Annotated in this window: 18 protein-coding genes; 12 read left to right on the top strand and 6 right to left on the bottom strand. The window is 63.1% G+C overall.

What is annotated here, in order from left to right; genetic code table 11:
* Positions 1-87 precede the first annotated feature (87 nt).
* The 3 genes from ATY77_RS08035 to ATY77_RS08025 form a co-directional block, all read right to left on the bottom strand.
* Positions 88-1320, bottom strand: coding sequence for a sugar ABC transporter substrate-binding protein (locus tag ATY77_RS08035; RefSeq protein ID WP_088686868.1), 1233 nt, complete (start codon positions 1318-1320; stop codon positions 88-90).
* Positions 1321-1381: 61 nt separating this feature from the next.
* A complete protein-coding gene (locus ATY77_RS08030; protein WP_088674807.1) occupies positions 1382-2284 on the bottom strand; it encodes a sugar phosphate isomerase/epimerase in 903 nt (300 codons plus the stop codon).
* An 11-nt stretch (positions 2285-2295) separates the two neighbouring features.
* The gene (locus tag ATY77_RS08025) at positions 2296-3330 is read right to left on the bottom strand and encodes a Gfo/Idh/MocA family oxidoreductase (RefSeq protein WP_088686867.1); all 1035 of its coding nucleotides are present in this window, start codon (positions 3328-3330) and stop codon (positions 2296-2298) included.
* A gap of 136 nt (positions 3331-3466) precedes the next feature.
* Here ATY77_RS08025 and ATY77_RS08020 point away from each other — a divergent pair, with 136 nt between their 5' ends.
* From ATY77_RS08020 to ATY77_RS08010, 3 genes are all read left to right on the top strand, one after another.
* Entirely contained in the window at positions 3467-4510 is a 1044-nt protein-coding gene (locus ATY77_RS08020) for a substrate-binding domain-containing protein (protein WP_088686866.1), read from the top strand.
* 92 nt (positions 4511-4602) lie between these two features.
* On the top strand, positions 4603-4863 hold the full coding sequence (locus ATY77_RS08015; RefSeq protein ID WP_088686865.1) for a type II toxin-antitoxin system Phd/YefM family antitoxin: 261 nt from the start codon (positions 4603-4605) through the stop codon (positions 4861-4863).
* Positions 4863-5294 (top strand): type II toxin-antitoxin system VapC family toxin, encoded by a 432-nt coding sequence (locus ATY77_RS08010; RefSeq protein WP_088686864.1) that lies wholly within the window; start codon positions 4863-4865, stop codon positions 5292-5294. The genes ATY77_RS08015 and ATY77_RS08010 overlap by 1 nt, the downstream gene beginning before the upstream one ends.
* Positions 5295-5321: 27 nt before the next feature.
* Here the strand turns inward: ATY77_RS08010 and ATY77_RS08005 are convergent, their stop codons facing one another.
* The gene (locus ATY77_RS08005; RefSeq protein WP_088686863.1) at positions 5322-6650 is read right to left on the bottom strand and encodes an LLM class flavin-dependent oxidoreductase; all 1329 of its coding nucleotides are present in this window, start codon (positions 6648-6650) and stop codon (positions 5322-5324) included.
* A 270-nt stretch (positions 6651-6920) separates the two neighbouring features.
* On the opposite strand from ATY77_RS08005, the gene ATY77_RS08000 reads away from it, so the two are divergent.
* A complete protein-coding gene (locus tag ATY77_RS08000) occupies positions 6921-8138 on the top strand; it encodes an SfnB family sulfur acquisition oxidoreductase (RefSeq protein ID WP_088686862.1) in 1218 nt (405 codons plus the stop codon).
* A gap of 204 nt (positions 8139-8342) precedes the next feature.
* Here ATY77_RS08000 and ATY77_RS07995 read toward each other — a convergent pair whose 3' ends face one another.
* Positions 8343-9551: an acyl-CoA dehydrogenase family protein gene (locus tag ATY77_RS07995; RefSeq protein WP_088686861.1), complete on the bottom strand. Its 1209-nt coding sequence runs from the start codon at positions 9549-9551 to the stop codon at positions 8343-8345.
* Between the two features lie 78 nt (positions 9552-9629).
* Positions 9630-10676: a substrate-binding domain-containing protein gene (locus ATY77_RS07990; RefSeq protein WP_088686860.1), complete on the bottom strand. Its 1047-nt coding sequence runs from the start codon at positions 10674-10676 to the stop codon at positions 9630-9632.
* A gap of 231 nt (positions 10677-10907) precedes the next feature.
* On the opposite strand from ATY77_RS07990, the gene ATY77_RS07985 reads away from it, so the two are divergent.
* The 8 genes from ATY77_RS07985 (at position 10908) to ATY77_RS07950 (ending at position 20014) form a co-directional block, all read left to right on the top strand.
* Positions 10908-12392: a sugar ABC transporter ATP-binding protein gene (locus ATY77_RS07985; RefSeq protein WP_088686910.1), complete on the top strand. Its 1485-nt coding sequence runs from the start codon at positions 10908-10910 to the stop codon at positions 12390-12392.
* Positions 12389-13438, top strand: a complete 1050-nt coding sequence (locus ATY77_RS07980; protein WP_088686859.1) for an ABC transporter permease — start codon at positions 12389-12391, stop codon at positions 13436-13438. Before ATY77_RS07985 ends, ATY77_RS07980 begins: the two co-directional genes overlap by 4 nt.
* An 18-nt stretch (positions 13439-13456) precedes the next feature.
* Positions 13457-14854, top strand: a complete 1398-nt coding sequence (locus tag ATY77_RS07975; RefSeq protein WP_088686858.1) for an LLM class flavin-dependent oxidoreductase — start codon at positions 13457-13459, stop codon at positions 14852-14854.
* 125 nt (positions 14855-14979) lie between these two features.
* On the top strand, positions 14980-16590 hold the full coding sequence (locus tag ATY77_RS07970; protein ID WP_088686857.1) for an ABC transporter substrate-binding protein: 1611 nt from the start codon (positions 14980-14982) through the stop codon (positions 16588-16590).
* Positions 16591-16630: 40 nt separating this feature from the next.
* Complete coding sequence (locus tag ATY77_RS07965) at positions 16631-17620, top strand: ABC transporter permease (protein ID WP_088686856.1); 990 nt, start codon at positions 16631-16633, stop codon at positions 17618-17620.
* Positions 17617-18450 carry an ABC transporter permease gene (locus ATY77_RS07960; RefSeq protein WP_088686855.1) on the top strand — a complete coding sequence of 278 codons (834 nt, stop codon included), beginning with the start codon at positions 17617-17619 and terminating at the stop codon, positions 18448-18450. The genes ATY77_RS07965 and ATY77_RS07960 overlap by 4 nt, the downstream gene beginning before the upstream one ends.
* The gene (locus ATY77_RS07955) at positions 18447-19235 is read left to right on the top strand and encodes an ABC transporter ATP-binding protein (RefSeq protein ID WP_088686854.1); all 789 of its coding nucleotides are present in this window, start codon (positions 18447-18449) and stop codon (positions 19233-19235) included. The genes ATY77_RS07960 and ATY77_RS07955 overlap by 4 nt, the downstream gene beginning before the upstream one ends.
* Positions 19232-20014 carry a dipeptide/oligopeptide/nickel ABC transporter ATP-binding protein gene (locus ATY77_RS07950; protein ID WP_088686853.1) on the top strand — a complete coding sequence of 261 codons (783 nt, stop codon included), beginning with the start codon at positions 19232-19234 and terminating at the stop codon, positions 20012-20014. Before ATY77_RS07955 ends, ATY77_RS07950 begins: the two co-directional genes overlap by 4 nt.
* The last annotated feature ends 9 nt before the right edge of the window (positions 20015-20023 follow it).

Below are 20023 nucleotides of genomic sequence, written 5' to 3'. Positions count from 1 at the left end.
CACCCCCAGCCCTGCGCTTCCGCTTCGGGCGTTCGTCGCTGCAATCGATTCACTGGATCGATTGCTTCGGCTGCGCCGAACCGCGCCTCACCCAAGCACAGCCTTGATCTTATCCGCGGCTTGGTCGAGCGCGTCCTTCGGGCTCATCTGGCCGGTCAGCGCCGCCTGGATGGCATCCTGGATCGCCTTGGAGATCTTCGGCCATTGCGGGTGGGGGCCGCGCGGCTTGGCGTATTTCAGCTGTTCGAGGAAGACCTTGAGGGCGGCGTCCTTCAGCGGCTGGCCTGTCTCAGGGATCGAGATGTCGGAACGGGCCGGGAGCTGGCCGAAATTCTTGAACATCTTGTCGTCCTGCGAGGCGAAATATTCAAGCGCCTTGAAGGCTTCGGCCGGGTGTTTGCTGGTGGCGAAGATCGCCCAGTTGAAGTCACCCATGGCGGACGAGCGCTCGGCACCTTCCTTTGGAACCGGAAGCAGGGTGACGCCCCAGTCGAATTTCGCTTCCTGCGTCATGCGATCGAGCTCCCATGGACCCGAGATCGCCATTGCCGCATTGCCGGAATTGAAGGTGCCTGTGGAATCCCACTGGCCGCGCGTCAGAGTGTCGGGAGAAGCGAGCTTCTCGTCGATGATCGTCTTCCAGACCTCCAGCGCTTTCACCGCGCCATCGGCGTTGATGTGCTCATAGCTGCCGCCGCCCATCTGGGCCCAGGGAAGAAACTGGAAGGTGCCCTCCTCGTTGGCCTTGGCCGAGAAAGCGAGACCATAGACGTTCTTGGCGGGGTCGGTGAGCTTGCGCGCATCCTCGACCAGTTCGTCCCAGGTCTGCGGCGGCTTGTTCGGGTCTAGACCCTTCGCCTTGAACATATCCTTGTTGTAGTAGAGCGCGATCGTGTTGGTCGCCTTCGGCACGCCGTAATATTTGCCGTCCCATTCGACCGACTTCAGCGGCCCGGGGAAATAATTCTCCGGTTTAATGACGGTCGACTTCGAGATCATGTCGGTGAGGTCGAGGAAGGCGCCGCGCGACGAGAACAGCGCATGCTCCGGATTGTCGACGGCGATGATGTCGGGCGCCTGGCCGGTGGCATAGGCGCGCATCGCCTCGGTGACGACGTCATCGAACTGGATCAGCCGGTATTCGATCTTGATGCCGTTGTTCTGGGCATTGAATTCCTTGACGAGGTTCGGCGCCGGCTGGATATCCTTATCAAGCGACCAAAGCGTCAGGGTGACGTCCTCGGCCTTGGCCGAGAGGCCGAAAAGCGAAACGCCTGCAAGCGCCAGAGCGCCGAGAATTGCATATTTGCGGATAGCCATGGTTCTCCTCCTTTGTGGTTATCCCCGTTCCGGCAATTCCTCCTTGCCGGCCACGATATCATCAGACCGGATCGACGACGAATTCGCCGCCCCGGGCATGCTTGAGGTGGTTCAACGCGTAGACTTGACCGGTCATTTCCAGTTCGTCGCGATAGACCGGGTCGTGCCAGCCTTCGATGTCGATCGAGCCTGACCAGCCGGCGAGGCGCAGCTCGGAAATGATGTCGGTCCAGTTGCTATCGCCAAAGCCCGGCGTGCGCATGAAGACGAACTTCTCCTTGCCGAAGATGCCGTGCTCCTTGATGACTTCCCAGCGGATGGTCGCGTCCTTGCCGTGGACATGGAAGATCTTGTGCGCCCATTTGCGGATCTGCGGCATGGGATCGATCAGATAGACCATCTGATGGCACGGCTCCCATTCCAACCCGATATGATCATCCGGCGTCTCGTTGAAGATCAGCTCCCAGGCGTCGGGATTATGGGCGATGTTCCAGTCGCCGCTTGCCCAGTTGCCGTCCATGGCGCAATTTTCGAAGGCGATCCTGATGCCTTTGTCGGCGGCGCGCTTGGCGAGTTCGCTCCAGATCTGCTTGTAGCGCGCAAGGCTGTCGGTCAGCGGCTTGCCGCGGACGCGACCGGTGAAACCGGCGACGCAGGTCGCGCCGAAATGATGGGCATTGTCGATGCAGTCTCTCCAGCCCTGCAGGGTCTCGAGGTCGATCGCCGTCTCCTCAAGCGGATTGCCGAACATGCCGAGCGTCGAGATGGTGATGTCGCGGTCGCCGATCGCATCGAGGCAGCGCTTGCCGAGTTCGGCAAGGTCCTGTCCCTTTGTCGTCTGCCAGAAGAAGGGCTCGAAGCTTTCGAAGCCGAGGTCGGCAATCTGGCCGATGCGCTGGGCGGCATCGCCCTTGTTGCCGCTGACCATGGTGCCGATGCGAATTGATTTTGCGGGATTGCTCACGTCACTTCATCCTATGCTGAAATTTCAATGCGCCGGCCGGTCTTTGCGCTTTCGATCGCGCCGAAGACCATGGCAAGGCTTCTGATATTGTCGGAATTGACGGTTTCGGGCTGCCTGCCGCCGCGGATCGCCGCAATGAAATCGGCGATGACGCTGGCGTGGCCGTGGGTTTCCTCGTCATGTTCGGGACCGGGAACGTTTACGGAAGCAGAGCCACGGAGAAGGCCGGGCTCTTCGCCGGCGATGGCAGCCTTGAAATTCTCCTCACCGTCCCAGGTCAGCATTCCCTTCGAGCCGACGAGACGCCACTGGCTTTCCCAGCTCGTGCGCTCGCCTTCGGCGCACCAGGAGCCGCGATAGGTGAAGACGATATCGTCGGAAAATTCGAAGATGGCGTTTGCCGAAGCGCCGTGCCGATACCAGGAACCTTTCGGATTGCGCTCGACGCAATAGACGGCGAGCGGCTTCCTGTCCGCGACGAAGCGGGCCGCGTCGAAAGTATGGATCGCCATGTCGAGAAGAAGCACATTGTCCATTTCCTCGCGGAAGCCACCGAAATGCGGCGCGAGGAAGAAGTCGCAGTGAATGCCGGTCAGTTCGCCGATCGCGCCGCTGTCAACGAAACGGCGCAGGCGCCGGACACCCGATATGAAGCGGCGGTTCTGAATGACGGCGTGGATGCGGCCGGTTTCCGCGGCGAGATCGATCAGCGCGGCACCTTCGGCGAGCGAGGCCGCCATCGGCTTTTCGCTGAGCACATGGCACCCTGCTCTCAGCGCCGTCGAAACGACGTCGTACCGGGCGGCCGGAATGACGATATCGAAGACGAGATCGGCCTTCGTCGCAGCGATGACTTCGGAAAGCTCAGAGCCGATGACGGCGCCGTCCAGACCGAACTCGGCGGCGAGCTTTTCCGCCGTCTCCCGGTTCAGGTCGACAAGGCCGACGATGGCGATGGAATCGGCGAGCTCAGGGTTGGACGCGATGGCGCGCAACCAACCTTTGGACATAGCTCCGCACCCGCACAGAATGGCACTGAATTTCACGATTTCCTCCGATGGAATGGCGCCAACTCTCCTCGTGACACGCACCCCGTAAACGTTTACGACTGTAGGCGAAAACATTTTGAACTGTCAATAGAGGCCAATCGCGAAAATGCGGACCAAGGGAAAACCGTCGTCAATGAGAGGGATTCGTCAGCTCGCTGAGCACCTTGATATTTCGATCGGCACGGTTTCCCGGGCGCTGAACGGTAAGCCCGATGTGAACGAGGAAACTCGCCGGCGCGTGCTGGCGGCGGCCGAGGAGCTTGGTTATGTCGCCAACCAGTCGGGGCGGAGCCTCCGGCAGGGAGAGACGAAGGTCATCGGCCTGATGATCGAATCGAGTCAGGAAGCGGTGGAAAATGCCGACAACTTCTTCCTCGGCGTCACCAGCGGCCTGCAGCATGTCTTTGCCCGCCACAAGCTCGATCTGCTCATGCTGCCCTGCCCGAGCGACGAGGACCCGTGCGAATATCTGAAGCGCATGGTGGCGCGGCGTGTCGTCGATGCGATGATCATCTCGAACACGCAGCGCATCGATCGCCGTATCGATCTACTCTCGCGGGCAAGGATCCCCTTCGCTGCCGTCGGCCGCAGTCTTTCGGCCGGCAATTTCCCCTGGATCGACCTCGATTTCGAAGGCGTCGCCGAACGCGCCGTCGAACGGCTGGCCGCGCGCGGCCACCGCCGAATTGCGATCACCGCGCCCTCAAGCGAGGTCAACCTCGGCTATGTCTTTGTCGAAAGCTATCGCCGTGCGCTCGAAAAGCATGGCATCCCCTTCAATCCGTCGCTCGTCATCCGCGTCAAGTCGAGCGAACAGGGCGGCTATCAGGCGGCGCATGAACTGCTGCTGCTTGAGGACCGGCCAACGGCGGTGGTCCTGATCTACGAGCTGATGGCGATCGGCCTTTACCGTCGCATGATGGAATCGGGCATCGTGCCCGGCCGCGACCTCGCGGTGATCGGCTTCCGCGATGCGCCGCGCGCACGCTTCCTGCAGCCCTCGCTCAGCTGTTTCCGCATGTCGCTCTACGATCTCGGCATAGCGCTCGGCGAAATGCTTCTCGCCAACATGCCGGCTTATCGCGAGCTCTACCCGGATTGCGGCCGCAACATCATCTGGCCGCTGGAACTGGTGCAGGGGGAAAGCGATGCCTTTGAGATTGAGGCGATGGTCTGAGGACTGTTTTCCTGTTTGCCCGAGCAGGCTCTGTCCTCGCGACCTTGTAAAGTGAATTGAATGTAGTATATTTCTGAGTAAATGTAGTATGGATGATTTCGATGAAAATGTCCTTCATGACCAGCGCCGCCTTCAACCAGAATCCGAGTAAGGCGAAGAAGGAGGCGAGCGAGCGTCCGCTCGTGATCACCGATCACGGAGAGGCGGCCTATGTGCTTGTCAGCTATGCGGAATTCCAAGAGAACTGGAAGGCGCCGAAGACTCTCTTTGCCGCACTGCGCGATCCGCAGGCTGACGAAAGGGAATTCGAGCCCGAGCGACTGGACTTCGATAACAGAACGGTCGAGTTCTGATGGCATTCCTGCTCGATACGAATGTTGTCTCGGCCGCGCGGAGGGTCGAGCGACAGGCGCTGGAATTCCAGGGGTTCATGAAGGAATTTTCTGTTGCCGACGCGTATCTTTCGGCGGTAACGATCATGGAAATCCAATTCGGCATCCAACGTGAGCAGACAAGAGATCCCAACTTTGCCGAGGATCTGCGCCGCTGGATGGATGAAATCGTGCTTGTCGAATTCGCCAACCGCATCCTGCCGTTTGATACAGCGACAGCCAGCCGGGCCGGCCTGCTGCCAACCTCGGACAAGCGCCCCTCCGCTGACGGGATGATCGCTGCCACTGCACTGGAACACGAGCTGAAACTCGTGACGCGCAATGTCGCGCATTTCATCCCCTTCGGGGTCGAATGCGTCGATCCCTGGCGCCCGGCCGGCGCGCGGAGCTGAGCGACGGGCAGCGATGCCTCATTTACCTTAGGCGAAAAACCGGTTCTCCGGCCGCGGCAAATCAAGATGCTCGCGCAGCGTCGTGCCTTGATATTCGCTGCGGAACAGGCCGCGGCGCTGAAGCTCCGGAACCAGTCGCTCGGTGACGTCAAGAAGACCCTGCGGCAGATAGGGGAAGACGATATTGAAACCGTCCGAGCCTTCCTCCTCCAACCAGCGTTCCATCTCGTCGGCAATGCTGGCCGGCGTGCCGACGAAGGCGAGGCCGGCATAGCCGCCGTAGCGCTGCGCCAGCTGGCGCACGGTCAGGTTCTCCTCGGCGGCAAGCTTCAGCACCTGGGCGCGGCCTGTCTTGCTGGCATTGGTATCGGGAATATCGGCCGGCAGGGGGGCGTCGGGATCGAAACCTGAAGCATCATGACCGAGTGCGATCGAAAGCGAGGCGATGGCGCTGTCGTAATGCACCAGGCTATCGAGCGCGGCACGTTTGGCGCGGGCCTCCTCGATGCTATCGCCGACGATGACGAAGGCGGCAGGCAGGATTTTCAGATGGTCGCGGTGGCGGCCGATCGCTTCCATGCGGCCCTTGATATCGGCATAAAGCGCCTTGCCGGCGGCAAGATCGCGCGGCGAACAGAAGACCATTTCGGCGGTCTCGGCGGCCAACTGGCGGCCGGGATCGGATTGGCCGGCCTGGACGATGACCGGCCAGCCCTGCGGCGGGCGGGCAATATTGAGCGGCCCGCGGACGCTGAGCTCCTCCCCCTTGTGGCCGAGCACATGCATCTTGTCAGGATCGAAGAACAGGCCGCTTTCCCGGTCGCGGATGAAGGCATCGTCGGCGAAGCTGTCCCACAGGCCGGTCACGACATCGTAGAATTCCCGGGCGCGGTGATAACGCTCGCCATGCTCTACATGTTCGTCGAGGCCGAAATTCAGCGCGGCGTCGGGGTTGGACGTGGTGACGATGTTCCAGCCGGCGCGGCCGCCGCTGATGTGATCGAGCGAGGCGAAACGCCGGGCGATATGATAGGGCTCGTCGAATGTGGTGGAAGCGGTGGCAACGAGGCCGATACGCTCCGTTACAGCGGCCAGCGCCGACAACAATGTGAAGGGCTCGAAGGAGGTTACCGTGTGGCTGCGCCTGAGCGCCTCGACCGGCATGTTGAGCACGGCGAGGTGGTCGGCCATGAAGAAGGCGTCGAATTTCGCCCGTTCCAGCGCCTGCGCGAAAGACTTCAGATGGGCGAAATTGAAGTTGGCGTCGGGATAGGAACCAGGATAGCGCCAAGCGCCGGTATGCAGGCTGACGGGACGCATGAAGGCGCCGAGGCGCAATTGCCGTGAACGGGTCATGATTTTCCTCATGGATCGAGCAAGGCGGCCGCCTGCCCCTGACATCGATTAGGTAGGAGTTCCTCGAAATCAAATTGAGGCGCATGCGGCATTTTCAACGAGGAATACCTGCCGTCCCCCCAGCGTGGCCGTTGGGCCGAAACCTTAAACGCGGCCGCTTGAGGCCGATAAGCAAACACTTTTTATTTTCCATCGCATCTATAGAATTTGTACTCTTATCTCGGCGCGCGATTTCTTTCACCGATAGCATCGACAGAATTGGAGGCATCGATGAACAGCGTGCTGAGGCAAACAGATCAAATCCGGCCGGTGGCGGCTCGCATCGGCAGCGACGAGGAAGCGATCGCGGCCGCCCGAAGACTGGCCGCGCGATTTGCCGCGGGCGCCGCCGAACGTGATGCCGACCGGATCTTGCCTTTCGGCGAACTTGATCTTCTCGCCCAATCGGGTCTGCTGGCGATCACCGTGCCCGCGCAATTCGGCGGGCTCGACGTTTCCAACGCCGTGCTTGCCGAAATCACGGCGATCCTTTCCGAGGCGGACGGTTCGATCGGTCAGATTCCGCAGAACCATTTCTATATCCTCGAAGCCTTGAGAACCGATGGCAGCGAAGAGCAGCAACGTTATTTCTTCGGCCGCGTGCTCGCCGGCGACCGGTTCGGCAATGCGCTTTCCGAGCGCGGCACCAAGACAGTAGGCCATTACAACACGCGCATCACCCGCGACGGCCCGGGCTACCGGATCAACGGCCGCAAGTTCTATTCCACAGGCGTGCTCTTCGCCGACTGGATTACTGTCTTCGCCCTCGATCCGGAGGAGCGGCTGACCATGGCCTTCGTGCCGAAGGGCACCGAAGGTGTCGAGATCGTCGATGACTGGGACGGTTTCGGCCAGCGCACCACCGGCAGCGGCACGACTGTTCTCGACAATGTCTATGTCAGCGCCGATTCCGTCGTCTTCCATCACAGGGGCTTCGAGCGGCCGACGACGATCGGCTCCGTCGGGCAGATCATCCATGCCGGCATCGATCTTGGCATCGCGCGCGCGGCCTTTGCCGAAACGCTTGATTTCGTCAGGACGAAATCGCGCCCCTGGATGGATAGCGGCCTCGACCGCGCCTCCGACGACCCGCTGACGATTGCCAAGGTCGGCCAGATCGCCATCCGGCTCGAAGCCGCGACCGCCCTTGTCGAACGCGCCGGCCACAAGGTCGATGCCGCACAGGTCGAGACGACCGAGCAGAAGGTGGTCGAGGCGACGCTTGCCGTTGCCGCCGCCAAGGTGCTGACGACAGAAGTCGCGCTCGAGGCTTCGAATACGCTCTTCGAGCTTGCCGGGACGTCGTCGGTACAAACAGGTCTCAATCTCGACCGCCATTGGCGCAATGCCCGCACCCATACGCTGCATGATCCAGTGCGCTGGAAATATCACGTCGTCGGCAATTACCATCTGAATGGCGTGACGCCGCCGAAGAACGGCGCGCTCTGAAATTTTTATCGCTGCAAAGAAAAACCACTACCTCTGGCGATGGCGGTGGTCAGGCTGCCAACGAGTCGGCTAACTCCTCTTTCGTCATGCTCGGGCCTGTCCCGAGCATCTGCCTCCGGTCGATGGGGCAGCAGATCCTCGGCACAAGGCCGAGGATGACGTAGGGTAGAGAGCGGGTTTGTCATCAAGAAGGCGGCGCGCGCCTCAGCTGTAGAGGCTTACCTCGGGGATCCTGTCGTTCAGCACGAACTCGCCGACTTCCTTCGCCTTGTAGAAGACTGGATCGTGCAGCGTATGGGTGCGGACGTTACGCCAGAACCGGTCGAACCGGTATTTGTCGGCCGTCGAGCGCGCTCCTGTTAGCTCGAAGACACGCGAGGTGATGTCGAGTGAGACATGGGTGGCGTGCACCTTGGCGGTATAGGCCTCCGCTGCCGCCTCGCCGCGCTCGCGCGCCGTCACGTTTCGGCCCCGGGCAAGACCCGCCTGCACGGCGGCGGCGGCGCTATCGGCCAGAGCCGCCGAAGCCTTCAGCGCGGCGGTGAATTCGCCGACGCGTTCGAGGATGTAGGGATCGTCGGCGGCCCGCTCGACGCCAGAGGTGATCCACGGCCGGGTGGTGGTGCGGACATAATCCACCGCCGCCCTGAGCGCGCCTTCTGCCGTGCCGAGATAGAAGTTGACGAAGACCAGCTGAATGAAAGGCGTGTTGAAGGTCGACAGCACCGGTGCGGCCGCATCGGGAGCGGCGGGTGCGCCAACGAGATCCTCCTCGTAGACGGGAAAGTCGTGGAACTCGACGCTGCCGCTGTCGGAGAGCCGCTGGCCGATATTGTCCCAGTCGTCATTGGCGACGTAGCCCGGCCGGTTGGTCGGCACGGCAAAACCGGCAATCTTGTCGTCGAGGGCCGCATTGGCATTGATGTAGTCGGAAACCCGCGCCGCCGTGGAGAAGGATTTGCGCCCGTTCAAGACATAGCCGTTGCCGCGGCGGGTCAGCACCAGCCCGGGGTCGCGAGGATTGACCGCCGCACCCCAGTAAAGGTTCCTGGCGACCGTTTCACTGCCCAAGGCGTGAGCGCGTGCGCCTTCGAGCGCCCAGTAAACATATTGGCTGTTGACATAGTGGTAGCCGAGCAGCTGGCCGATCGAGCTCTCGCCCCGGGCGAGGATGCGCACCAGCTTCAGTCCGTCGACCCAGTCGAGACCGCCGCCACCGATCTCGGTGGGATGCAGCGCGTTGAGCAGGCCGGCATTCTTCAGCTTGACGATCTCGGCAAGCGGCGGGCGGCCTTCGCGGTCGAGTTCGGCGGCGCGCCGCGACAGGTCGGCCGAGATCTCCTCGGCGCGGGCGAAAAGCTCTTCCCGCGTCGGGTTGCGGCTGGTCGCGAAGACGACATTGGATTGGCTCATGGGGCGGAACTCCAATTCTTTAAACAAGATGATCCGGCGGAAGCCTAGGCTCCGCCGGAAGGATCGACGTGCGCAGTCTCAGAACAGCTTGTCCGGAATCCAGCTGGCGGTCGCCGCATCGCTTGTGCTGAAGGCCGGGATCTTCTGCGCCAGATCCTCGATCGTCTTGACGCCGGCGGCACGCAGGCTCTCCTGCGTCAGAAGCGTCGGCTTCACGGTGATTTGGCGGGGAACCGTCTGGCCGGCGATTTCGAGGGCGGCGGCGCGGATCGAGACGGCGCCGACGACCGCAGGATTGGTCGCGACGGTGGCGACCCATGGGCTGCCTTCCTCGGTGATCTCCTGGATATCGGCCGTCGAAACGTCGGCGGAATAGATCTTGAGTTTGTTCGATATGCCGAGGTCGCTGGCGGCGAGTTTCACGCCGCGGGCGAATTCGTCATAGGGGGCGAAAACGACGGATATATCGGGATTGGCGGTGAGCGCGGCCTTCGCTTGGTCGGCGGTCGAGGTCGCCGTCGTGTCGCTGACATTGCCGAAGCGGGCCTTTTCGACCACGCCCTTGTTGTCGGACTTGAACTTTTCCCAGACTTCGTTGCGGCGGTCGAGCGGTGCAAAGCCGGCGACATAGACGTAGCCCGCCTTGAAGTCCTTGCCGTTATCCTTGACCGCCTGCTCGAGGGCGAGCGACGCCAGCTCGTGATCGCTCTGCTCGACCTGCGGAATCTTCGGGTTGTTCAGGTTGACGTCGAAGGCCACGACCTTGATGCCGTTGTCGAGCGCCTGCTGCACGACGTCGCCGAGTGATTCCGGCAGGCCGTGATCGATGACGATGCCGGAGACGCCGAGATTGATCGCCTGCAGAATCTGCTCGCGCTGTTCGGCGGCATCCTGACGTCCGGGGAAAACGCGCAGGTCGATATCCAGAGCCTTGGCCTGGGCCTCGGCGCCCGCCTGATAGGCCTGAAAGAAATCACCGGCCGAGATGTAGCTGATCAGCGCCACCTTGACCCCACCCTTGTCGAAGGGAGCCGGAGCGCCGGAAAGGCCGTCGGCCTGTGCACCCTGAATGAAAATGAACGGAATGACGGCGGCGGACAGTGCGAGCCGTGCGAGGGATTTCATCGTCGCGTTCCTTCTGACAATCGGAGGCGTCGTCTGACAGGTCTCAGCCCTCGCGACGCGTCGATTTATTAGATATAATATCTATGGTTTTAGTAGATTAAATGATCCGATTTTGCGGGCTGCGGGAGATTCTTTGTTTCCCTGGCGCAGTTCTCCAGGGAAATGCGTGCCTGGAATTCGATCGCCCGGACGAGGCACACTTGCGAGACAAATGCAGTCCCGGACCTTGCGATGCCGCTCCTTCACGTTAACAATATGACCCGCAGCTTCGGCTCGACGCAGGCGCTTGCCGGCGCTCATCTGTCGATCGAGCGCGGCGAGATCGTGGCGCTGATGGGCGCGAACGGCGCCGGCAAATCGACGCTGGTGAAGATCCTGTCCGGCGTGCTTTCGGCCGATGGCGGCGCAATCAATCTCGATGGCCGTCCCTTCGCGCCGCGCAGCCCGGCCGAAGCGGCAAGAGCCGGCGTCGTCACCGTGCATCAGTCGACGGATCTCGTCGGCGCGGCCGGACTGACCGTTGCCGATGCGCTGCTTCTCAATCGCTTCGCGGATCGCAGCACGCCCTTCTTCGTCTCCCGCGCCGGCATTCGCCGCGCCGCGCAGGCAATGCTCGATGCCGCCGGTTTCACCCTGCCGCTCGACCGCGATTTCGGCGAACTCGCCAGTGCCGACTGGCAGCTGGTGGCGATCGCGCGCGCCCTTGCCAACCGCGCCGATCTCCTCATTCTCGACGAGCCGACGGCGAGCCTTTCCGGAGAAGAGAGCCGCCGCCTCTTCGACATCCTGTTGCGGCTTCGCAAACGTGGTCTGGCGATCCTCTATATCTCGCATCGCACCGCCGATCTCGAAGCGATTGCCGATCGTGCGCTCGTCATGCGCGGCGGCCGTGTCGTCGGCACCTTCTCGCGGCCGATCGATTTTTCGAGCGCCATCGAGACGATGATCGGCCGGAGACTCGACGCGGCGCGGCCGGATGCGCGGCTCGCGGCCGGCCCGGCCATTTTCGAGATGCGCGATGTCAGCCTGCTTCAGGCAGGCGCGACCTTCGACCTGTCGCTGCATGAGGGCGAGGTGGTGGCGGTGACCGGCGTGCTCGGCGCCGGCAAGAGCCGGCTGCTTCAGGCGATCTTCGGCGTGACGGCGCTTCAGCGCGGCGCGATGTTTCTCGACGGCCGGCCGTACCGACCGAGAAGCCCGGCCGAGGCGATTGCCGCAGGTGTCGCCATGGCTGCCGAAGACAGACACCGCTCCTCGCTGATGCCGCCGGCATGGCCCGGCCATTCGCTGGCGGCGACGATCAGCCTGCCGCATCTTTCCCAATGGTATCCGCATGGTTTTCTTGCCGGCGGCCGCGAACGGCGCGAGGCTGAGCAGGCGATCACCCGCCTTGGCATCAAGACCACAGGCCCCCTCGCCTCTGTCTGGTCGCTCTCCGGCGGCAACCAGCAGAAGGCGGTGATCGCCCGTTGGGAGGCGGAGCCGAGCCGGCTCCTGCTGCTCGACGAGCCCTTCCAGGGCGTCGATGTCGGAGCGCGCCGCGACATCATTCAGGCTATCCGCGCCCGCACAGACCGGGCGACGCTGATCGCGACCTCCGATCCGGAGGAGGCTTATGAAGTGGCCGACCGCATCCTCGTCATCGACCGCCACGTGTTGAGACCCGCAGGCGGCGGAGCAGCCGCTCATCCTGAAATCCACGGAATATCCGCATGACGACGATTGACGAAGAAACCCTGTCGCAGCCAGGCGCCTTGCCACGGACCGGCCGAAACCGCCTCGCCGCTCTTGGCGCGTTCCTGCGGGCGGGTGCAGTGTTCATCCTGCTTGCGCTGCTGATCGTCGGCTTCACCGTCGCCGAGCCAGCCTTCATCACCATCGCCAATCTGATGAGCATCCTGCAGGCGGTCTCCGTCGTCGCCATTCTCGGCGCCGGCGTTACCGTCACGCTTGCCGTCGGCGGCTTCGACCTGTCGATCGGCGCAGTCGCCGCCTCAAGCGTCATGGCGGCGAGCTACGCGATGATCGTCTGGGGTTTCGACGCCTATACGACGGTGCCGCTGGTGCTGGCCTTCGGCGCCCTGGTTGGCCTGGTCAACGCCTTCCTCATCGTGCGCCTGAGGGTGCCCGATCTCTTGGCGACACTGGCGATGATGTTTCTATTGTCCGGGCTGCAATTGATCCCCACTGCCGGTCGGTCGATTTCTGCGGGCCTCACCTTGCCCGATGGCTCGAAGGCGACCGGTGCCTATGATCCGGCCTTCCTGCTGATCGGCCGCTACAGCATCTTCGGCACCCTGCCTGTTTCCGTGGTGCTGATGGCGACGGTCGCCGTTCTCCTCTTCATCCTTACGGAACGCACCCGCATCGGCCGGCTGCTGTTTGCGACCGGCGGCAACGAGGTCGCCACCCGGCTCGCCGGTGCCTCGACCGTCAGGCTGAAGACGCTTGCCTATGTGCTGTCGGGCACGCTGGCCTCGCTTGGCGGCATCGTCATCGCTGCCCGCGTCGGGCGCGGCGATATCTCCTCCGGCGGCTCGCTGCTGATGGATTCGGTCGCTGCTGCGCTGATCGGTTTTGCCGTTCTCAACCTGCGGCGTCCGAATGTGCTCGGCACCATCGCCGGCGCCGTCTTCGTCGGCGTGCTCTTGAACGGCCTCACGATGCTGAACGCCCCCTACTACACCCAGGATTTCGTCAAGGGCGCCGTGCTCGTCGGGGCCTTAGCGCTGACCTACGGCCTCGGCCGCAGCAATCCTTAAATTCCAAGGAAGAAAGACATGACCCGTGAAATCAGGCTGAACGCCTTCGACATGAATTGCGTCGGACACCAGTCGCCGGGGCTCTGGCGCCATCCGCGCGACAAATCCTGGACCTACAAGGATCTCGACTACTGGGTGCATCTGGCCAAGACGCTGGAGCGCGGCAAGTTCGACGGGCTGTTCATCGCAGACGTGCTCGGCGTCTATGACGTGCTGAACGGCAATGTCGATGCGGCGCTACGCCATTCGGCGCAGGTGCCGGTCAACGATCCGCTGCAGCTCATTCCGACCATGGCTTACGAGACCGAGCATCTCGGTTTCGGTCTGACGGCATCGCTCTCCTTCGAGCACCCCTACACTTTCGCGCGCCGCATCTCGACGCTCGACCATCTCACAAAGGGGCGCGTCGGCTGGAACATCGTCACCTCCTATCTCAACAGCGGCGCGCTGAATATCGGCCAGCCCGCGCAGACCAGGCATGACGATCGCTACGACCTCGCCGAGGAGTATCTCGAAGTCTGCTACAAGCTTTGGGAAGGCAGCTGGGAGGATGACGCCGTCGTTCGCGACCGGGAAGCCGGTATCTTCACCCATCCCAACAAGGTCCATGCGATCCGTCATTCCGGCAAACACTTCACCGTGCCCGGCATTCACCTGAGCGAACCCTCGCCGCAGCGCACGCCGGTGCTCTACCAAGCCGGCGCTTCCAGCCGCGGCAAGGATTTCGCCGGCGCCCATGCCGAATGCATCTTCGTCGCCTCGCCGTCGAAACCGGTGCTGAAACGCTATGTCGCCAATGTCCGCGAGGCGGCCGAGCGCATCGGCCGCAACCCGCGCGAAATTCTCGCCTTCAACCTGCAGACCGTGATCCTCGGCGAGACCGATGCCGAGGCGCAGCGCAAGTTCAACGAATATCGCAAATATGCGTCCTTCGAGGGCGCGCTGACCCTGATCTCCGGCTGGACCGGCATCGATTTTGGTCAATTCGGTCCGGACGAGGTTTTGCGCCACCGGCATACCAATGCGGTGCAATCGGCCGTCGAGACCTTCACGACGATTGATCCCACGAAGGAATGGACGGTGCGGGAGATGGCCGACTGGGTCGGTGTCGGCGGTTTCGGCCCTGTTTTCGTCGGCTCGCCGCAAACGGTCGCCGATCTGATGCAGGAATGGATCGAGGATACCGATGTCGACGGCTTCAACCTCGCCTATGCCGTGACGCCCGAGAGCTTCGAGGATGCGGTCGATCTGCTCGTGCCGGAGCTGCAAAAGCGCGGCGTCTACAAGAAGGAATATGCCAACGGAACGCTGCGGGAAAAGCTCGGGGGAGTGGGACCGCGGCTCGTCGCGCCGCATCCGGGTGCGGCCTACCGCAATCTTTTCAGCGAACCCGCACGCATCGCTGCCAGCGGCTAAACGAATAATGGCTGGGTGACAAAAAATGTCTCGCAGAGCCCGGCCATTTCGAATTTAACCTCTATGACTATTGGCGTTTCGCCCTGAATATGGGCGCCTTGGATTTTGATCGATCAGGAGGGGTCATGACCATATCAGCTATCTCGCGGCGCACGCTGATGAAGGGCACCGCGCTGCTGCTTGCCTCGACGGCTCTCGCCCGCCAGGCGCTGGCGCAGGCAGCACCTGGCGGTGGCCGGCTGATCGTTGCGGCCGATTCCGAGCCGAAGAACCTCAACCCTGCCATCGTCGCTTCGAACGGCGTCTTCTTCATCGCCAGCAAGGTGATCGAGCCGCTGGCCGAAGCCTCATTCGACGGCAAGGACGGGCTTGCGCCGCGCCTTGCCACCTCCTGGGAGGGCTCGGCCGACGGCCTATCCGTTACCTTCAAGCTGCGCGACGGCGTTACCTGGCACGACGGCAAGCCGTTCACTTCGGTCGATGTCGCCTTCTCCGCGCTCAACATCTGGAAGCCGCTGCAAAATCTCGGCCGGCTGGTCTTCGCCAATCTCGAAGCGGTCGATACGCCTGACGATTACACCGCCATCTTCCGCTTCTCCAAGCCGACGCCGTTCCAGCTGATCCGCAATGCCCTGCCGGTCGTCACCAGCGTCGTCGCCAAGCACATCTTCGAAGGTTCCGATATCGCCGCCAATCCTGGTAATACCAAGCTCGTCGGCACCGGTCCGTTCACCTTCGCCGAATACAAGCCCGGCGAATATTACCGGCTGGCGCGCAACGAGAATTACTGGGACAAGGACCAGCCGAAACTCGACGAGATCATCTATCGCGTGCTGCCCGACCGCGGATCGGCGGGTGCGGCGATCGAAGCCGGCGAAATTCAGCTTGCCGCTTTCTCGGCGGTGCCGCTCGCCGATCTCGACCGCATTTCCAAGGTCGAAGGCATCAAGGTGATCTCCAAGGGCTACGAGGCCCTGACCTACCAGCTCGTCGTCGAGATCAACCACCGCCGCAAGGAATTGGCCGATCTCAGGGTCCGCCAGGCGATCGCGCAGGCCATCGACAAGAAATTCGTGGTCGACACGATCTTCCTCGGCTACGCAGTCGCCTCGACCGGGCCGGTGCCGAAGAATGCGCCGGAGTTCTATACCTCGGATGTCGCGACCTATGATTTCAACCCCGCCGCCGCCAACGATATTCTCGACAGGGCCGGGTATAAACAAGGGCCGGACGGCAACCGCTTCAAGCTGAAGCTTCGCCCCGCGCCCTATTTCAACGAGACCCGGCAGTTCGGCGATTATCTTCGCCAGGCGCTCGCCGTGATCGGCATCGATGCGGAGATCGTCAATGCCGATGCGGCTGCGCATCAGAAGGCTGTCTATACCGACCACGATTTCGATCTCGCCGTCGGCCCGCCGGTCTTCCGCGGCGATCCGGCGATCTCCACCACCATTCTCGTCCAGTCAGGCACGCCTGCTGGCGTGCCCTTTTCCAACCAGGGCGGCTACGTCAATCCGGAGCTCGACAAGATTATCCTGCAGGCTTCGGAGACCGTCGACACGGCGGCGCGTACCGATCTCTATCGCAAGTTCCAGCAGCTCGTCGTCGCCGACCTGCCGCTGATCAACGTTGCGGAATGGGGTTTCATCACCGTGGCGCGCGACACCGTGCTCAACGTCTCGAACAATCCGCGCTGGGCCGTCTCGAACTGGGGCGATACCGCGCTTCAGTCATGATAGGATCGGCGGCAAATCTCTTCCAGAGGCCCTGTCCGGCGTGAAACGTGCACTCATCCTCCTGAGGCGCAGGGCAATCAGCAGCATTCCGGTGCTGCTGATCGTGGTGGTCTTCACCTTTTTCCTGCTCGAATCCGCCTCGGGCGACGCCGTCGACGCCTATCTCGGCTCGATCGGCGGCGGCGATGCGGCACTCAGGCAGTCGCTGCGCGAGAGTTACGGCCTCGACCAGTCCATGCTCGCCCGCCTTTGGGTCTATCTTTCCTCATTGGCGCGCTTCGATCTCGGCTGGTCGGTGGCCTTCGGCCGGCCGGTCGGGGAACTGATCGCCGAACGCCTGCCCAATACGCTACTCTTGATGGGCAGCGCGACCGCGCTTTCCTTCGGTCTCGGCTCGGCGCTCGGCATCCTTGCCGGCGCCCGGCCGGGCAGCTTGCGGGACCGGCTGCTGTCGATGGGTTCGCTGATCGTCTACGCCATTCCAAGCTTCTGGCTTGGCCTTGTCCTTAGCATAGCCTTTTCGGTGAAGCTGCGCTGGTTTCCGATCGCCGGCATAGAGACCATCGCCTCCGGCAAAACGGGCTTTGACCGCGCCCTCGACATATCAAATCATCTGGTCCTGCCGGTCGGCGCACTTGGCCTTATCTACCTCGCCTTGTTCCTGCGGGTGATGCGAAGCAGCATGGCGGAGGCATGGAAGCTCGATTTCGTGCTTTTTGCCCGCGCCAAGGGCCTGTCGCGCAGCCGCGTCGTGTTGCGCCATGTCGCACGCAATGCGCTGCTGCCGCTCGTCACCATGCTTGGGCTGCAATCGGCGGCCATGCTTGGCGGCAGCGTGGTGATCGAAAGCGTCTTTGCCATTCCTGGGTTCGGGCGGCTGGCGCAGGAGGCGGTCAGCGGCCGCGACGCTCCGCTGTTGATGGGCATCGTCGTCACCAGCGCGGTTCTCGTCATCTCGGTCAATTTCCTCGTCGATCTCGTCTATGCCGCGCTCGATCCGCGCATCGGCGCTTCGGAGGGCGGCGCATGACCAGTCTCAAGCGCCTCCTCGGCACGCCGGAAGGCGCGGTCGGGCTTGTGATCCTTCTCATCCTGCTTTTGGCCGGGCTCTCCGCTCCCATCATTTCGCCGGGTGATCCGCTGAGGATCGCCGGCCGGGCGCTGCTCGCGCCCTTCACCGATCCGGCTTTCCCGCTCGGCACGGACCGCCTCGGCCGCGACGTGCTCGCCGGCCTGCTCTATGGCGCGCGCACCTCGCTTGCGGTCGGCCTCGCGGCAGCCTTTTCGGCCATGATCCTCGGCGTCTGCGTCGGCATGGCCGCCGGTTTTGCCGGCGGGATCGTCGACGAGGCGCTGATGCGCGCGGTCGATGCCTTCCAGATCGTGCCGGCCTTCCTGCTTGCGCTCGCCTTCGTCAGCACCATCGGGGTCTCGACATCGGTCGTCGTGCTTGCCATCGCGCTTGGCGCCTGGGCCGATCCGGCACGGCTGATGCGGGCGCAGGTGCTGGCAATCCGCGAACAGGATTACGTCGCCTCGGCGAGGGTGATCGGCATGCATCCCGTCGAGATCGCCGTCCGCGAGATCCTGCCGAACGCGCTGCCGCCGGTGCTGGCGCTCTCCGCTACCATCGTCGCCGGCGCGATCCTCACCGAGGCGGCCCTTTCCTTTCTCGGCCTCGGCAATCCCAATATCGCCACCTGGGGTTCGATGATCGCCGAGGGCCGCAGCGTGCTGCGCTCGGCCGCCTATCTCTCGGTCATCCCGGGCGCAGCACTTGCCGTGACCGTGCTTGGCGTCCATCTCTTCAGCGAGGGTCTCGGCAAGGCGCTCGGCGATAACGGCGGGAGGGCGGCATGAATGGTATTTTCTGCAGCCTCAGACGGCTTTCGGTCACCTACGGAAGAAACCGTGCTGCCGCGCTCGATCGCATCGATCTTGATATCAAGACCGGCGAGAGACTGGCGATCGTCGGCGAAAGCGGTTCCGGCAAGAGCACGCTTGCCCGCGCGCTTGCCGGTCTGCTGCCCGAGGGGGCGAAGGTTGGCGGCGAGATGTTCTGGCCCGCACTTGGTCACCTGCCTCGCCCCGGCCGCGATTTCGGTTTTGTCCTTCAGGATCCGGGCGTCAGCCTCAATCCGGTCCTGACGCTCGGCGAGCAGATCGCCGAAGGCGCCAGGCGCCATCTCAGCCTCGGCTGGAAACAGGCTTATAGCAGGGCCGAGGAACTGCTTCAGCGGGTGCGGATGCCGCAGCCCGACAAGGCGATGCGAGCCTTTCCGCATCAGCTTTCCGGCGGCCAGCGCCAGCGCGTGGCGATCGCGGCTGCAATCGCGGCAAAGCCCGCGCTGCTGATCGCCGACGAGGCGACGAGCGCGCTCGACGTCGTGGTCCAGGCGGAGATCGTCCGCCTACTCGACGGACTGGTGCGTGAAGACGGTATGACGCTGCTCTTCATCACCCACGACATCGCGCTCGCATCCGGTTTCGTCGACCGCATCGCCGTCTTCCACAATGCGCGGCTGGTCGAGACGGGGGCTGTCCGTTCGGTGCTGTCATCACCGGCGAGCGACTATACCGCCGCCCTGATCGCCAGCCATCGCGACCTGACGACGCCGCCGCTGATTGCAGGGGGGCCGCCATGAACCCCATGCTGCTTTCCATGGAAAATGTCTCGAAAGGCTTTTCGTCCTCCGGGCGCAAGGTCACCGCTCTCGACAAGGTCTCGCTGACGATCGCAGCCGGAGAAACGCTCGGCCTCGTCGGCGCCTCCGGCAGCGGAAAATCGACGCTGTCGCGCATCCTCATGCGCCTTCTCCCGGTAGACGCAGGTTCGATCCGCTTCGAGGGAGAGGATTGGCTTGCGCTGAATGGTGCGTCCCTGCGCCGCAAACGGGCGCGCATGCAGATGGTGTTCCAGGATCCGCTCGCGGCTTTCAATCCGCTGGCGACTGTCGGTGCGGTTCTCGACGATCCGCTGCGTATCCACGGCGCGGTTCCGAGGCAGCGGCGAGCCGGCGAGATAGCGATGCTCCTCGAACGAGTAGGCTTGCCTGCCGACTATGCCGGCCGCCCGGTCCGCGCGCTCTCCGGCGGCCAGCGCCAGCGTGTGGCGATTGCCCGCGCGATCGCGACACGGCCGTCGCTCCTGGTGCTGGATGAGGCGGTCTCGGCGCTCGACGTTACCCTGCGCGGCAGGATCCTCGAACTTCTTGTCGGCCTGCAAAAGGAGCAGGGCATTGCCTGTCTCTTCATTTCGCACGATCTTGCCGTGGTCCGCGCCGTCTCCCACCGCATCGCCGTCATGGATGGCGGGCGGATCGTCGAGACCGGTCCGGCGGCGGCAGTCGTCGCCGCGCCGCAATCGGCGGCCGGCCGCGCGCTCGTGGCGGCCGTCCCGCGTCTCGTCACCGATCCGTCCTGAAGGAGGCGT

The sequence above is a fragment of the Rhizobium sp. R634 genome (assembly GCF_002211305.1).
GTDB lineage: Bacteria > Pseudomonadota > Alphaproteobacteria > Rhizobiales > Rhizobiaceae > Rhizobium.
Note: the sequence above shows the minus strand (reverse complement) of the source record. Positions and strands in the feature narration are given on the sequence as shown.